Source organism: Fibrobacter sp. UWR4 (genome assembly GCF_003149045.1).
In the GTDB taxonomy this organism is placed as follows: Bacteria; Fibrobacterota; Fibrobacteria; order Fibrobacterales; family Fibrobacteraceae; genus Fibrobacter.
Genome location: NZ_QGDU01000009.1, coordinates 61,009 through 76,512, shown reverse-complemented (window position 1 = coordinate 76,512; position 15,504 = coordinate 61,009). Strand labels below are relative to the sequence as shown.

At 48.8% G+C, this 15,504-nt stretch carries 14 protein-coding genes; 6 read left to right on the top strand and 8 right to left on the bottom strand.

The window, feature by feature from the left end:
• The first annotated feature begins 47 nt into the window (after positions 1-47).
• Positions 48-3,212, top strand: a complete 3,165-nt coding sequence (locus tag BGX12_RS05280; protein ID WP_109735039.1) for a CHASE2 domain-containing protein — start codon at positions 48-50, stop codon at positions 3,210-3,212.
• Between the two features lie 100 nt (positions 3,213-3,312).
• Here the strand turns inward: BGX12_RS05280 and panC are convergent, their stop codons facing one another.
• The 3 genes from panC to folK are packed head-to-tail and all read right to left on the bottom strand — an operon-like array spanning position 3,313 to position 5,357.
• Entirely contained in the window at positions 3,313-4,164 is an 852-nt protein-coding gene (panC, locus tag BGX12_RS05275) for a pantoate--beta-alanine ligase (protein ID WP_109735038.1), read from the bottom strand.
• Complete coding sequence (locus BGX12_RS05270; protein ID WP_109735037.1) at positions 4,165-4,815, bottom strand: deoxynucleoside kinase; 651 nt, start codon at positions 4,813-4,815, stop codon at positions 4,165-4,167.
• Positions 4,816-4,817: 2 nt separating this feature from the next.
• Positions 4,818-5,357 carry a 2-amino-4-hydroxy-6-hydroxymethyldihydropteridine diphosphokinase gene (gene folK / locus BGX12_RS05265; RefSeq protein ID WP_233246268.1) on the bottom strand — a complete coding sequence of 180 codons (540 nt, stop codon included), beginning with the start codon at positions 5,355-5,357 and terminating at the stop codon, positions 4,818-4,820.
• A gap of 311 nt (positions 5,358-5,668) precedes the next feature.
• Here folK and rho point away from each other — a divergent pair, with 311 nt between their 5' ends.
• From rho to BGX12_RS05250, 3 genes are all read left to right on the top strand, one after another.
• Complete coding sequence (rho, locus tag BGX12_RS05260) at positions 5,669-7,570, top strand: transcription termination factor Rho (protein ID WP_370245439.1); 1,902 nt, start codon at positions 5,669-5,671, stop codon at positions 7,568-7,570.
• A 93-nt stretch (positions 7,571-7,663) separates the two neighbouring features.
• Positions 7,664-8,470: a pyrroline-5-carboxylate reductase gene (proC, locus tag BGX12_RS05255; RefSeq protein WP_109735036.1), complete on the top strand. Its 807-nt coding sequence runs from the start codon at positions 7,664-7,666 to the stop codon at positions 8,468-8,470.
• Positions 8,471-8,491: 21 nt separating this feature from the next.
• Positions 8,492-9,844, top strand: a complete 1,353-nt coding sequence (locus tag BGX12_RS05250; protein ID WP_109735035.1) for a sigma-54-dependent Fis family transcriptional regulator — start codon at positions 8,492-8,494, stop codon at positions 9,842-9,844.
• Positions 9,845-9,852: 8 nt separating this feature from the next.
• On the opposite strand, the gene BGX12_RS05245 is transcribed toward BGX12_RS05250, so the two are convergent.
• The 4 genes from BGX12_RS05245 to BGX12_RS05230 are packed head-to-tail and all read right to left on the bottom strand — an operon-like array spanning position 9,853 to position 13,300.
• On the bottom strand, positions 9,853-10,812 hold the full coding sequence (locus tag BGX12_RS05245; RefSeq protein WP_109735034.1) for a TraB/GumN family protein: 960 nt from the start codon (positions 10,810-10,812) through the stop codon (positions 9,853-9,855).
• The gene (locus BGX12_RS05240) at positions 10,809-11,543 is read right to left on the bottom strand and encodes an ABC transporter ATP-binding protein (RefSeq protein ID WP_109735033.1); all 735 of its coding nucleotides are present in this window, start codon (positions 11,541-11,543) and stop codon (positions 10,809-10,811) included. Before BGX12_RS05240 ends, BGX12_RS05245 begins: the two co-directional genes overlap by 4 nt.
• Positions 11,540-12,502, bottom strand: coding sequence for an iron ABC transporter permease (locus BGX12_RS05235; RefSeq protein ID WP_109735032.1), 963 nt, complete (start codon positions 12,500-12,502; stop codon positions 11,540-11,542). Before BGX12_RS05235 ends, BGX12_RS05240 begins: the two co-directional genes overlap by 4 nt.
• Positions 12,503-12,517: 15 nt before the next feature.
• Positions 12,518-13,300 carry a hypothetical protein gene (locus BGX12_RS05230; RefSeq protein WP_109735031.1) on the bottom strand — a complete coding sequence of 261 codons (783 nt, stop codon included), beginning with the start codon at positions 13,298-13,300 and terminating at the stop codon, positions 12,518-12,520.
• A 71-nt stretch (positions 13,301-13,371) separates the two neighbouring features.
• Between BGX12_RS05230 and nspC the strand changes: the two genes are divergently transcribed.
• Positions 13,372-14,499, top strand: coding sequence for a carboxynorspermidine decarboxylase (gene nspC, locus BGX12_RS05225; protein ID WP_109735030.1), 1,128 nt, complete (start codon positions 13,372-13,374; stop codon positions 14,497-14,499).
• A gap of 5 nt (positions 14,500-14,504) precedes the next feature.
• Entirely contained in the window at positions 14,505-14,912 is a 408-nt protein-coding gene (tsaE, locus tag BGX12_RS05220; RefSeq protein WP_109735029.1) for a tRNA (adenosine(37)-N6)-threonylcarbamoyltransferase complex ATPase subunit type 1 TsaE, read from the top strand.
• Between the two features lie 59 nt (positions 14,913-14,971).
• On the opposite strand, the gene BGX12_RS05215 is transcribed toward tsaE, so the two are convergent.
• Complete coding sequence (locus BGX12_RS05215) at positions 14,972-15,496, bottom strand: hypothetical protein (protein WP_109735028.1); 525 nt, start codon at positions 15,494-15,496, stop codon at positions 14,972-14,974.
• Between the last annotated feature and the right edge of the window lie 8 nt (positions 15,497-15,504).

The following is a 15,504-nucleotide window of genomic DNA, read 5'->3' as shown; positions in this document are numbered from 1 at the left end:
TTTGTCATTCAAATGACACGCATCCTTATCTTATTATCTTTCCTTCCATGCAAATAAAGTTTTCGAAACAAGTCAAGAAAGTTTTATCAGGCGTCATCGCTTCCTCCATCGTGGTGGCATTGCTCATTATTTTCGGCAGTTCCCAAAACGAATTAAACGGTTCAATTAGAAAAGCGGCAGAATCGCTGGAGAACATTTTCTACGACCAGTTCTCGAAAAACATCACTGATGAAAATCTCGATGCTGCCTTAGACGGGGACTACGAGATCACCGATGGTGATATTGCCACCGGAAGTGCGAAAATCAAGTTAGCCAACAATTACGACCCGAACATCCTCATTGTAGATATTGACGAACCTGCACTGGCCAAGTTGGGCCCCTATAACGAATGGGACCGTTTTATCCATGCTGACGTGGTAAAGAACTTAAACAACGGTGGGGCGTCCGCTATCGGCTTCGATATTATGTTCAAGACCGCCGACTTTGGAAAGTTGAAAACAAAGCAGGTTCGAGACTTATTGCACGATGTGAATGACACGGAAAACTGGGATTCCCTAGATTCCAAGATTCGTTCTTACTATAACTACGATTCCATGCTCGTATCTTCCGTGGCAGACGGAGGCGTATCCATTGTATGCGACATGTTTGACGACTCCAAGGCATATAAGTTCGAATCCCAGTGGCGTCCACTCAGTACAGAGGAGCGTGCCGCTGAAGTAGGTTACGGTTCCACATTCAATCTTGAACAGGTAGATCATCCTGAATTCATTGAACCCAAGGACCTGCTGGACAACGTCTTCCCTGAACTAGCTAATGCAGGAGCCAAGCTCGGTTCTGTCAACGCCTACCCAGACAACGATGGTGTGGTTCGTCGCGTATCCATGCTTTACCGCTTCCCCAATCCGGAAATATATCCAGATGCGGATGTAAAGCTTTACTCTACCATGTCCCTAATGACAATTCTTCACCTGTTCCACCAGGATCCGAAGAATGTGGAAATCAAGACAGGCAAGTACATCAACCTCGGCAAGCCCTTCGGCATCTACAAGGATCAGAAGGGAGAAATGCACACCACATACCCCAACTTCAGCTACCCCATGTTCAAGGAGCTGAAGAAGCGCCTGTCAGAAAAGGATATCAAGAAGAAAGCTTCCCTGGATTTCCAGGACATTTCATCCAAGGTGATTGCCACCCGACTTGAAGAAGGAAATGTAAACTTCGAAATTTTTGAAGGTCAGGTTCTTTCAGACGAACTTTCCCGCGTTCTCCTTGACGTATCCCAGGCAATGCTCGACTCCGCCAAGGCGGGCAATGAAATCACAATCCATGAAGGATTTACCCTGAAAGCCGACGAGGAAGGAGCCAACCGTTACATCATCACAGACGAAGACAACGATGACGAAGCCGTCATCACAGACTATATCGTAAATACCCTGGATTACTTTAAGGATTCCCTCCAGAATCTTCCCATCAACAAGCCGGTCCATCTTTCCCTGGATATGGATCTACACTTTAGCAAGACAAAGAAAGCATGGATGTCCAACATAGCCATTCTTTCCGACATTGTCATTCGAGAAATTCAGGCTACTAACGAGAAAGAAATTGACGCTCTGAAACCTGGTCAGGAACTGCGTTTTGGCCGCGAAAAGAAAGTACCTATCAACAAGTATGGCAGCTTCCGCGTTAACTACAAGGGTAAGTACAACACTGAAGAATCCAAGAGAACCTTCCAGCATCTTTCCTACTATGACGTCACTAAAAACCGAATTGATCCAGGTCTCTATCAAGGTAAGATTTTCATTCTCGGTTCTGCAGCTCCGGCCCTATTTGACTTTGTGAGTGCCACTCACGAAGAAAACTATCCAGCCGTGCTAATCCATGCAACCATCATCAAGAACATTCTTGAAGATGATTACCTCGTGGTAATGGACGATCAGAAACAAGCCATCATCATCATGTTCCTGGCCCTGCTCTGCGTCATTTCCGGTCTCTACTTTAAGGGATACTTCTCCGCAGCAATTTCCGTCATCATTATGACGGCCTATACCTTAGTCGCTTACAAGTACTTTGGAAATGGTCTCTACATCGGCGTTTCTCGCCAGTTGCTTACGGTCATCTTCATCAACATCATTACATTGGTGGTCCAGTTCTACTTTGAAAACAGAGAAAAGAAGTTCATCAACAGCGTATTTAAACAGTACATCTCTCCTGAACTGATCGATGACATGGTGAACAAGGAAATTATGCCTAGTCTTGGCGGTAACAAGTCCCACATTTCCGCATATTTCACCGACATTGCAAGTTTCTCCACCTTCTCAGAAAAAATCGGTGACCCGAGTAAATTGGTTACCCTTTTGAATGAATACCTGACTGAAATGACGGACACTCTTCTGGACAACCGAGGCACATTGGACAAGTACGAAGGTGACGCCATCATCGCATTCTTCGGCGCCCCCGCCCCCTTGGCGAACCATGCCCAAAGTGCCTGCGATGCAGCAGTGGGTATGCAGAGAAAGCTGATGCAGCTCCGTAAGAAATGGGAAAGCCAAGGTGATTTCTGGCCCAAGGTTGTTCATGACATGCACATGAGAATCGGTATTAACTCCGGCGACATCGTGACAGGAAACATGGGTTCAACCATGCGTAAGAACTACACCATGATGGGCGACGCAGTGAACCTGGCTGCCCGTCTTGAAAGTGCAGCCAAGCAGTACGGTGCATACGTTCAGATCAGCGAAGACACCGAGAAGATGCTGGTGAGAGGCAAATTCATTTATCGTTCTCTCGATACTGTTCGAGTAGTTGGTAAGAGCCAGCCTGTTAAGACGTTCGAAATTCTTGAGCGTACCCGACACGCCGATGATGAAGAAATCAACGTCCTGCGCATCAAGCCCAAACGAGAACGAAAAGACAATGCAAGAATTGAATTCCTTACCAAGACAAGGTGTACTCCGGAACAGGAAGCCAATCTTCTGAAGCTGGTAAAGATTTGGGAAGAAGCCCGCAGATGCTATCTGGAAATGAAATGGGACGAAGCCATTGCACTGTTTACCCAGTGTCTGGATTTGGAGCCCCATCATCCCGATAGAGATCCGGGTAGCAAAACCACACCATCCCATGTTTACATCAAGCGCTGCAAGGAATACAAGCAGAACCCGCCTGTGGTAGAAGGAGAAGTCTGGGACGGCGTATTTACCGCAACTGAAAAATAACAGGCCACGTCCAAATTATTTAAGTATTACAGAAAAGGCCTCGGTTGAACCGAGGTCTTTTCCATTTCCATCAAAACAGCTCGTCGCTGTTATGTAAGGATTAATTCAATTCAATGTTATCAATCAGGCGAGTCTTTCCGAAGAATGCAGCCACCAAAACGACAACCTTGTCTTCGTTCTTGAGCATGCCGTTAAACTTCTGCAGATCCTTCTGATTAACGACTTCCACAAACTGAACCTGGCCACGATTGGCGAGAATGGACTTCACCACCAAATCACGAATACGGACAACGCTACGTTCGCCAACGTCGTAAGCATCCTTAGCCAGCTTAAGACCAGCGCTAATGCCCAAGGAGCGGACACGTTCTTCTTCGCTCAAATATTCGTTACGGCTAGACAGGGCAAGGCCAGAGCTTTCACGAACAATCTTAACACGATGAATTTGGATGTCAAAGTTCAAGTCCTTCACCATACGTTCAATGAGGAACACCTGCTGATAGTCCTTTTCACCGAAGTAGGCGTGATCAGCCTTGGTAATGAGGAACAACTTGGAAACCACCGTAAGAACGCCACGGAAATGTCCCGGACGGTAAGAACCACAGTAGAGACTTTCCAAAGTTTCGTCGCGAACCATGGTCAGCGGGTCGCCTTCGGGGTACATTTCCTCGACGGAGGGAGCAAATACGAAGTCTGCACCAATATTCTCAGCCAATTTGGCATCAGCTTCCAGGCGTTTCGGATACTTATCCAGGTCCTCGTTTTTTCCAAACTGGATCGGATTCAGAAACACACTGACCACGGTGACATCGCATTCCTTTACAGACGCCTTAATCAAGGCGCCGTGACCTTCGTGAAGAGCCCCCATGGTAGGAACAAGACCGATGGTCTTACCTTGAGCAGCCAACGGCTTCAAGGCTTGGCGTAAGGATTCGATTGACTTAATAACTTGCATTTATTTACCTTCTGGAACAAAATATGTCGTCTGCTTGGGGCAGGACGCTATAGCATCCAGCACAAGCTGTAAGTGAGATTCATTATGGACAAAATCAATATGATCCGTATTAATAATCAAAACCGGAGCATAGGGATAATTCCAAAAATGATGGTCATAACGCTCCATGAGAGCCTTTAAATAAGAACCTTCAATGGATTTTTCCATTGCACGACCGCGACCATGAATACGGTCTAGCAAGGTAGGTACGCTAGCCTGCAAATACACAACCAGATCCGGATGAGGCACCCCCTTATTCAAGGTATTTGCCACCTGCTCGTACATAGCATATTCGCTTTCCTGCAAATTCTGGGCAGCAAAGATCTGGTCCTTTTCGTAGGTATAATCACTTACCAGCAAGTCATGGAACAGGTCACTCTGCAAGGCGGAGTTCTGCAACTGCTTGTGGCGATCCAGCAAGAAAAACAGCTGGGTCTGGAAAGCGTAAGCTTCCTTATTCTGATAAAATTTTTCCAGGAAGGGATTCTCGGCAAAGTTTTCCTCAATGAGTACAGCCTTCCAACGTTCTGCGATAATCTGCGCCAGGGAGGACTTGCCGACGCCAATGACGCCTTCAATAGCCAAAAAATGAACGCCTTTTTCAGTCAGCATATTTAAGGTTCCTCCGAAGTAATCACACGAAACGCACTCTTTCCTTCCTTTTCAAGAAGGCTTGCCAGCATGCTTCCCACTGTTAGCCCCGTCTTTGGATCCACCCAGTCAGGAGCAATGTCATTTAGCGGTACTAACACAAACTGCCTATTCGTAATTTGGGAATGGGGAACAATCAGCCTTCCTTCGCAGGTCTGACCTCCAAAATAGAGCAGGTCCAGATCTATTTCTCTGGAATTCCAGTGTCCCCGATCCTTTCGACCGAGAATAAATTCCGATCCTTTGAGATAGTAAAGCAGCTGCTCTGCAGTTCCAGAATACAGGAAGCTGACCACCTGGTTGAAATAGGGACCCTGACCTTCCGGACCTACCGGAGCGGTTTCGTAGACAGGACTCTCCTGCCATTCCCCCGAGGACACTTTCTTCAACATTTGGCGGCCAGCCTCCAAATGATGGGAACGGTTCGGAAGATTTGTCCCTAAAGCAACAAATACTCTCTCTAAAGATTTCACGCCCTCAATATAGCTTTTCAAGGAACACATTTTTTGACACTTTTGGAAAAAACCGAGTCTAAAGGATTGTTTTAATTAGGGAAGTATTTTTTTACCTTATTTTTTTCAAAAACACCAGCAAATCGTGACAATTACGTATTTTTTAACTATCTTATTCCTGCGCTCGTTTGGAGCAATTCTCTTTTACTATATCGTTAATAATCAGATTAACATCAAAAATTCAGCTAAATTCTCCATATTCCATGGGATTTACCTGTTTTAATACACAAAAAATTTAAATATCTCACTATATCACTACAGGACACCTCGTGGCGACCACTAAAAAAACAAAGACGACCCATTTGGCCGATCAGGAATCTACCGGAATAGAAGTTCCCGCAGAACTTGCAGCAAATATCGACGTTTCTACTGAACCGCAAGCTCAGGCAAAGCCTGCCAAACGCCCCGCAAAGCCCAAGGCCGAAAAGAAAGTTGAAGAGAAAAAATCCAGGAAGCACGCTGCAGATAAAAACAAGGCAGACAGCCCTATGGATGTTGCAGAGGAAGTTGCAGAAAAACCTGCGGAAGTTCAGGCAGTCGCTTCTGGAGAGCAATCTAATGCAGATAGCGCAACAATAGATCAGCCTTTCGAAAAGAATCCTTCTGAAGAAGTCGTTCCCGCAGAAGCTAATGGCGAAAACACCGAAGGCGACGAAAACAATCAGCAGCGTTTTCAGCAGGGTGGCCGTTTCAACAAATGGGACAAGAAAAACAAGTTCAACAAGTTCGACAAGAACAACCGCAACAACAACCGCCAGCAGCAGGAAGAACAGGAAGACGCCGTACCGCTGCCGGAACCTGATTCCGAAGCCTGGTGCAAGGCTCGCGATTGCTGGGCCAAGTACCGCAAGATGACCATGAGCGACCTGCAGGAACTGGCTAGCCAGAAGGAAAACCTGGACTTCCGCCGTTACCGCAAGCAGTCCCTAGGTCTTCTGCTCCAGAGTCTCGAAAACGAAAACAATATCGTTTACGCCGAAGGCCTTCTGGAAGTTACCCCCCAGGGTCACGGCTTCCTCCGCAATACGGAATTTAACTACCAGCAGGGTCCGGACGACGTTTACGTGAGCCAGAATCTGATCCGCCGTTTCGGCCTCAAGGTTGGCGACACCGTTGCAGGTCTCGCCCGCCCGCCCCGCGAAGGCGACAAGTTCTACGCGCTGCGCCGTGTAGACAAGGTAAATTTTGACGATCCCGAAAAGATCAAGCGCCGCGTGGCTTTCGAATACTTGACCCCGATCCATCCCAACGAAAAGATTCGCCTGGAACACGATCAGGAAGAACTGACCACCCGCGTCATGGATTTGTTCAGCCCCATCGGTAAGGGCCAGCGTTCCATTATTCTGGCTCCTCCCCGTACCGGTAAGACCATTCTTCTCCAGAACATGACCCGCGCCATCGCAGTGAACCATCCTGAAATCATCATCATGGTGTTGCTCATTGACGAACGTCCGGAAGAAGTGACGGAAATGCGCGAAATCGTAGGGAAGCTTGTAGAAAAGAATCCCGCCCTGAAGGCAGAAGTGGTAGCCTCCACCTTCGATGAACCTCCTGACCATCACGCCCGCGTGGCCACCATGGTCCTGGAAAAGGCAAAGCGCCTTGTGGAACAGCAGAAGGACGTGGTGGTTCTTTTGGATTCCATTACCCGTTTCGCCCGCGCCAACAACGTGGTGATTCCCCACTCCGGCAAGATCCTTTCTGGCGGTGTGGACGCCATGGCAATGCAATTCCCCAAGAAGTTCTTTGGTGCTGCCCGTAAGATTGCAGACAAACTAGGCGATTTCCAGAAGGATTCCAACGGTCAGATTGTCCAGACCATCTTTGGAGAACCCGTCCGAGACATCATTCAGAAGAACGGCTCCCTCACCATTATCGGAACCGCATTGATTGAAACCGGCAGCCGTATGGACGAAGTAATCTTCGAAGAATTCAAGGGAACTGGTAATATGGAACTGGTGCTTGATCGCCGTCTGGCAGAAAAGCGCACCTGGCCCGCCATCGATATCTTCAAGTCCGGCACCCGTAAGGAAGATCGTTTGCTCAGCCTTCGCGAACAGGATATTATCTGGAGCGTTCGTCAGGGTATGCAGAACGATACCGAAAACGGCGTCATGGATAAGATGATCAAGTGGATGAAGCAGTACAAGACCAATGATGAACTGCTTGATTTTCTCCGCAAGGCAAAGGACAGCGTTCGATAACCGGCGTTAAACAGACATCAAGAAAGAATGGGCAATCTTTGTTTGTCCATTCTTTTTTTATTTTTTTCATGTTCATTAATCAAAGGCTTTAAAATGTCCGAAAAAATTTTCTTCGCTGGCACCGGCAACATGGGCGGTGCAATTCTCCGCGGTCTTCTTCAGGCCGGAAATGACCCCAAGTCCATTTTCTTCTTCGACCCCAGCGACAAGGCTGCAGCCGAAGTCACTGCTCTGGGCTGCGTCCGCGTGAAGAACTTTGCCGAAGGTGTCAAGAAGGCTGACGTTACCTTCCTTTGCGTCAAGCCCCAGATTTTCAAGTTGGTTTCCGCCGAATGGAAGACCGCCGTTAAGTCCATCAAGACTTCCAAGACATTCATCAGCATTATGGCAGGCGTTACCCGCAAGGCACTTACCGATGTACTCGGCGAAAAGAACCAGGTTCTCCGCGTCATGCCCAACCTCCCCCTTACTGTGGGCAAGGGTTCTGTAGGCCTCGCCACCGACGGTGTTACCGAAACCACCCTCGCTACTGCAGAAAAGATCTTCGGCAACATCGGCGTTACCTGCCGCGTGGCCGAAAGCCTTATGGACGCTGTCACCGGTCTTTCCGGCAGCGCTCCCGCCTACGTATTTGAATTCATTGAAGCTCTGACCCGCGGCGGCGTGAAGGCGGGCCTCACCCGCGATGTAGCCCTGAAGCTGGCCCTCGGCACCATTGAAGGTAGCGTTGAACTGGTGAAGCAGTCCGGCAAGAGCCCAAGCGACTTGTGCGCCATGGTCTGCTCTCCTGCAGGTACCACCATCGCAGGCATCGACGCCCTTGAAGCAGGCGCTTTCCGTAGCACCGTCATCAAGGCTGTGGTTGCAGGCACTGAACGATCCAAGGAATTGGGCAAGTAATTTGTCAGGATAAGCTCAAGGATGCTCATCGATTTTTTCACCCAGGAAACGCAAACATCCTCCTTCATTCAGGATGTGCTTTCCTCCGTGAATTACGATGTAAGAGTCCATTCTGCAACGTCGCAGGTTCCAAACATTCTGAAACAGCGACCACTCGCATCCATCATCCTCTGGGATTTGGACTCTTTTTCCGGTGAAAACGAAAAAAGCCTGTCCTTTATCCGCACCAACGCTCCTGATTCCATGATTTTCGCATATGCGGAAGATCTGGCTATTTACGGAACATCCATAAACGGATTAGCGGACATCTGTATGAACGTGCCTTCCCTTCGCGTTCATCTCATGAGCAAACTTTCTGACTTGAAACGAGTCATTTACGCTAGGGAAACCTTCCGAGATCGTATGTCCCACCTGGTGGGAAACAGCGTCCCCATGGAAAACTTGCGAAAGAGCATTCTCCGAGCAATGATCCATACCAGCCCCGTTCTCGTCCAAGGAGAAACTGGAGTCGGCAAGGAACTGATTGCTCGAGCCGTAGCCTGCATGTACGACAAGTTTGTTACAGTCAACTGCAGCGCCATTCCCGAAAATCTTTTTGAAAGTGAATTATTCGGACATGTCCGTGGAGCATTTACAGGCGCCCAGACGGACCGAATCGGTCTTTTTGAAGAAGCTGATGGCGGAGCCATCTTCCTGGATGAAATCGGCGACATGCCCCTGCATACCCAAGTAAAACTGCTGCGCGTCCTACAGAACCGAGAGATCCGTCCCGTTGGCGCCAACAAGACAAGACATATCAACGTACGCATTATTGCGGCAACGAACCGCAATTTAAAGCAAGCCGTCGCCGAAAAGAAATTCCGTGAAGACCTCTACTACCGTCTAAACGTAATTCCCCTATCCATCTCTCCCCTTAGGGATCGTCCCGAAGACATTGCCGACTTAGCTAGATATTTCATCAGTCAGTATCAGAACCCTGGAGATAACCGCACCCTTTCTGCAGAAGCCCTCCAAAAATTGCAGAAACACAATTGGCCAGGCAATATTCGTGAGTTGGAGAACCTGATCCAGCGCACCCTATGTTTTGCAAACGCAACTATTATCCAGCCAGAAGACATTAACTTCGACACCGAAATTCCTGGCGATAGCATGCTGGTTGCCAATGACATGACGACACTTCCACCGCTTCACGCCACCATGACATACGATGAATTCCGCGAATCCCAACTGGACCAGGAACGGGAATTCTTAAAAAGACGTATTGCACAGAATAAAGGTTCCGTAAGTGCAACCGCCAATCAGCTAGGTCTTCTCCGTACAGCCCTTTACAACAGGCTCCGTCGCCTGGATATTGACGTAAAGGACCTTTCCTAAATCAAACGCTAAAAGCGTTCAACCCTGTAGCCTTTCTTTAAAAGAAGGTCTATCACATTATTTCTTTCAAGAGCCAAGTGGGCAGTACCCACTACCACAAAAATTTTGCGGTCTTCCGCCAGGAATCCTTCAATATTTTCAACCATCTTGGCATTGCGATTATCATAGAGGCGAGTTTCGATTTCATTCTTTAACTTGGCGTCTCTTTCGCAATCATCCTCCGGACGACACTCACCCGTTTCCACATCCAGAAGGATCTGCATCAGCGAATCATTTCCCGTTTTCCAGGAAGTCATGATGCCTGCAACCATGGAATCCAGACCCCCAATTTCGCGCAGCGTATTCTTCATGTAATAAATGCCGGCGGAGTCCGAATTCTCGGAACCGGACAAGGCATCCACCTGCTCCTCCACCGTTTCCAATCCTACGATGACCTTGCCTTCTTCAACAGCCCGACCCATCAGCACGTTGTCAATTCCATATTCAGGATTGATTCCCGTGCGCATAATCCCAACGGAACTTAACATCATTGCGGCAAACCAAGGACGATAACGCAAGAGTATGGACACCGGATAATTCCATGCGGAGCAAAGACTATCCAGGGAATTCCAGATTTGACGAGGCAAAACCTGATTCAACGTAACGCCCTTAGGAAGCATCCCCTGCTCCATGGACATTTTCCCGATTTCCGCGGTGACGGAATCATCGCTGACATCAATTTCTACACCCAGTTCTTCCGCCCAGGTGAACGCACTTTCAATGACGGAATCCAGCGGATAAAAAGAGGAATCTGCAAAATGAATGCTACCCAGTAGCCACACATGAGAATTGTCATCCGACACTTTCCAGAGGAAATGACGTTGTCCATTTGACGAATCAATAATTACGGGCGCATGATTTTTTGACGACGCACAGGAAAGAACCGCCAGTAATAAAAATACACTCAATAAAAAAAGGATCTTTTTCATTCAGTCCAATCCAGCAAACCATTCGGGCGAGCATCACAAGCCTTGGCTACGCCAACATTTCCATCACCAATGACCATGATGCGATCACAATATCTTTCTGCATATTCTACGGAATGTGTGGATACAATGATTCCCATGTCCTTTTCCGCCGCAAGTTTTTTCAGGAGATTAAACAGCTTATGACTGCGAGGAATATCCAGGAATGCATTAGGCTCATCCAACAGCAAAATCTTTACCTGCTGGGCGACTGCTTCCGCCAGGTACACGCGGCTCCGTTCGCCGTCACTGAGACTTGCTACCATGCGGTCTTCAAAGCCGTCCAATTCCAGTAAGTCCATAGCATCGTCAATGGCCGTCTCATCCTCCTTGGAGCGACCATCAAAAAGCCCTGCATAAGGTGAACGTCCCAAACCAACAAACTCACGAACCGTCATGCGATCAGGAACAAACCCACTCATACGAACAAGAGCCATGCGCCTGGCCAATTCGCGGGTAGAAATGCTTTTCAGACAAACTAACGCACCTGCAGAATCATTTGGCAGCAAGGAAACTGTTCCTTTCACCGGAGGTATTTGTCCAACCAAAGTTTTCAGCAAGGTACTTTTACCGCAGCCATTCTCCCCCATCAGGGCAACAACTTCATTGGCATTCAAATCAAAAGAAAAATCTCTGGCAAAAGCTTTATTCCCATAGCCAAAGCCAAGCTGTTCGCATTTCAGTAGAATGCTCATGAGCGGCTCCTCCCACCACGGACAATCACCCACAGCACCACAGGCACTCCCACCAGGCTAAGAACTGCATTTAGCGGCAATGTCTGGAACAGGGATGCAGCAAGGCAAAGTACCGCACCGCACAATGCGGAGCCGGGCAAAAGCACACGATGATTACTGGTTCTGAAAAGCATATAGGCAAGATGGGGAACCGCAATTCCAACGAAGGCAACAGGTCCACAGAATGCTGTCGCAGAAGCCGCCAGCACAGATGTTCCAAGCAAAACAAGCGTCCGTCCCAGGCGCACATTCACGCCAAGGCCGCGAGCGAAATCATCCCCCAGGCGAACCGCATTCAGGTACCGCATCGCACAGACGACCAGTAGAAGTCCAGCTACCGTAACGGAAACAAAAAATCCGATGCCGCCGGATGTCAGGCGACCAAAGCTACCCATGCCCCAGCTTACATAGACTCGCAGGGATTCCGCATCACTGTGGACAATAAGCAGACTTACTAGAGCGTCAATGAAATAGCCAATCAAGAGACCGACGACAAGAAGGATGGTAGAATTGTTAAAGCGGGAAGACACTGCCATCACAATAGCCGTAACCCCGAAAGCCCCTACAGCGGCGGAGCTTAGTACACCCAAATGACCAAAGCTAAAACCCGCCAACAAGGACAGGGCTACACCCAGGCTAGCTCCGCTGCTAATACCCAAGACAAAGGGGCCAGCAAGAGGATTGCGGAACAGAGTTTGAAGGGAAAGTCCCGCAACAGCAAGACTGATTCCAGACAGGACCGCCGCCATCAGTCGAGGGAAACGAATCTCCCAAAAGATCCGACCGGCCATGTCGGTTTTATCGGCAGAAAACAGATTCGACCAGGAAATTTCCACCGAACCAGTGGTCAAGGTCAGATACGAAAAAAGAACCGCGAGCGCGGCTAATACAAGGAAGCCTACTCCGGTTCTTAATTTCATAAAGGGATTTAAGCCTTACTTATTCTTTCTCTTTTCCCAAGCTTCGTAGGACTTCTTCATTTCCGCGGAAGCCTTCGGATCGTTGCGATAAACTTCAGGAGGAATGTTGTCGAATCCCTGGAGGGCATTGAGCCAGTTATCGTTCAGGTCGCGGAATTCCAGTTTGTTCAGGTTGTAAACCAGAGAATCACCCACCAGGTCGAAGGAAATGAAGTCCCAACGGACAACCTTACGATCCGGGAATACTTCGCGGCTAACCAGAGACTGATCAGAGTCGAAACGGTAGCGAGCCTTGAAGGTGTATTCACCGGTCATCTGGTAACGACCAGAGTCGGAGTAAGTGCGGGTAACGCCAACCAGAGTGTCGTTCGGAGTGAAGCGGAGTTCAGCATCGCGGAACGCATGACCATGGGCGATAATCGGAGTGCGCCATACGCCAACGATCTTTTCCTTCATGGCCTTCTGAAGAGTGGTGTCCACGTTCCAGTGGTCGAAGTTCTTCTTGTCGTACTTGGCACGCTGGACGTACTTGCCTTCCTGGATCAGCTTACGAATGCTGTCAGCCTTAGCCTGAGCCAAGCTGTCAGAATTACGAGTGCCAGTCGCGGGAGTGGCGCGATTAATGGAGTCAAGCTTTGCCTGAATCATTTCATCGAGGGTTGCGGTTGCGCCACGAGGTGTAGCGACGACCTGAGAATTAACTTGCACTCCCTGGCTAGCCGGCTGGGCCATAGCCACCTGGAAGAACGCTAAAGACAAAGCTGTCAAAACAATATGCTTATAAGAAGAGAAACTCATCACTCTAAATCTAGTTAATGGAATTCAAAAAAGCAGCAGAAAAATGGTAAAAAAAGGCTATCTTTGGGCATATGTTAGACTATTCTCAAGTTCCTTCCCCCTGCTACGTGCTAGATGAGTCCCGTCTTCGTAAAAATATGGAGACTTTGGACGAAATTCAGAAGAAAACCGGCGTAAAAATCATCTGTGCCCTGAAGGGTTACAGTTTCTGGCGTTCATTCCCCCTGGTAGGTCAGTACCTGGCAGGAGCAACAGCAAGTTCCCTGAACGAAGCAAGGCTTGCCAAGGAAGAAATGGGCAAGGAAGTCCACGTCTTCGCACCCGTATACGAAGATGATGAAATTGATGAAATTCTAGGCTACGCAGGCCACATCACCTTCAACAGCTTTAGCCAGTGGCTGCGCTTCAAGGACAAGACTTTGAAGGCTGGTGTAAGCGCAGGCATCCGCGTAAATCCCCAGTATTCCACCGTGGAAACCGATTTGTACAATCCCTGCGGCAAGTTCAGCCGACTGGGAGTGACCGAAGCGGAATTCAAACCTGAACTCCTGGACGGCATTGATGGTCTTCATTTCCACGCCCTTTGCGAACAGGACGCTGACGCACTGGAAGGCGTCCTGAAGGCTTTTGAACAGCACTTCGGCAAGTACCTGCCCCAAATGAAGTGGGTAAACTTCGGTGGCGGCCACCACATCACCCGTAAGGACTACCATCGCGACGAACTGGTTCGCATCCTGAAGGACTTCATGGGGCGTTACCCCCACCTGACCGTCATCATGGAACCTGGTGAAGCCGTAGGTTGGCAGACCGGCGAACTGGTAGCCTCCGTCGGAGATATCGTCCATAACGAGATGGACATTGCCATCCTGAACATTTCCATTAGCGACCACATGCCGGACTGCCTGGAAATGCCTTACCGTCCTGCAGTAACGGGATCCGGCATGCCCGGCGAGAAGAAGTATACATACAAACTAACCGGCAATTCCTGTTTGGCAGGCGATCAGCTGGGAGACTTCTCCTTCGATCATCCTCTGCAGGTAGGCGAAAAGATCATCTTTGAAGATATGATCCACTATACCATGGTGAAGACCACCTTCTTCAACGGGGTTCGCCATCCCAGCATCGGAAAGTTCGACGAACAGGGCAAGTTCCACTTGCTCCATAAGTTCACCTACGAACAATTCAAGGATAAGCTGTAAGCCTCATGAAATTCGCAAGCGAAGAAGATACATACAACTGGGCCGTGGAGTTCGGAAAGACTCTAAGGCCAGGCGATAAGGTAGCCTTGTTCGGAAATCTCGGCGCAGGGAAAACCGTAATAAGCCGAGGCGTATGCAAGGGTCTTGGATTTGAGGGGGCAGTATGCTCCCCCACTTACACCATCCTGCATGAATATCCCAACAATCCGCCAATCTTCCATTTTGACTTATACCGACTGGAAGGCGGTGCGGACCTTTACGAAGTAGGTTTGGATCCGGATTATCTTTCCCAGGGGGTAAGCCTGATTGAATGGCCGGAACGCCTGGAAGGAAACGACCCCGGACTCACCCACATCATCCGTATCGACATTTTGAACGAAAGTGAACGGGATATCCAGTTGGAAAAACTTTAATCGTCAAAAAAAAATCCTCGGTAAAAACCGAGGATTTTTTCGTTAAACACAAGCAGATACTACTTGCCGAGGGATTCAATCTTTTCCCATTCAGCCTTTTCGCCAACGCCATTCAGAAGCATGGCGCCCTTGTATTCCTTAATCATCTTCACGGCAGAAGCGGTATCACCATCACCCAGATAAGACTTGGCGTCGTTGAGGAAGCCCTGCTGGACAAAACGCATGGAGTCCACTTCCGCCAGGCGGTTCTGGCCCAGAATTTCCAGGGAGTCGCTGGTGAAGCTCAGGTCTATGGTAGCCTTGTAGCATTCTTCCATTTCGATATACTTGGAAGCATCGGTTGCGCAAGCTTCGTAAAGAGCCTGGCACTGACCATAAACTTCGGCAGTCTTATTCTTTGCATACTTGTAGTACTGATAACCACCGAAGACGGCAGCAATAATCACAACCAGGAACACGCCATCGGTCCAGCCCATGACGGGAGCCTTGGGCATCTTGGGTCTGCCGTTAATGGTTTCGCCTGCTTCCAGACGTTCTTCTGCTTCGTCAAAAGGACTCTTTCCGTTCAAGAAACTAAAAGCCATTTTTCACC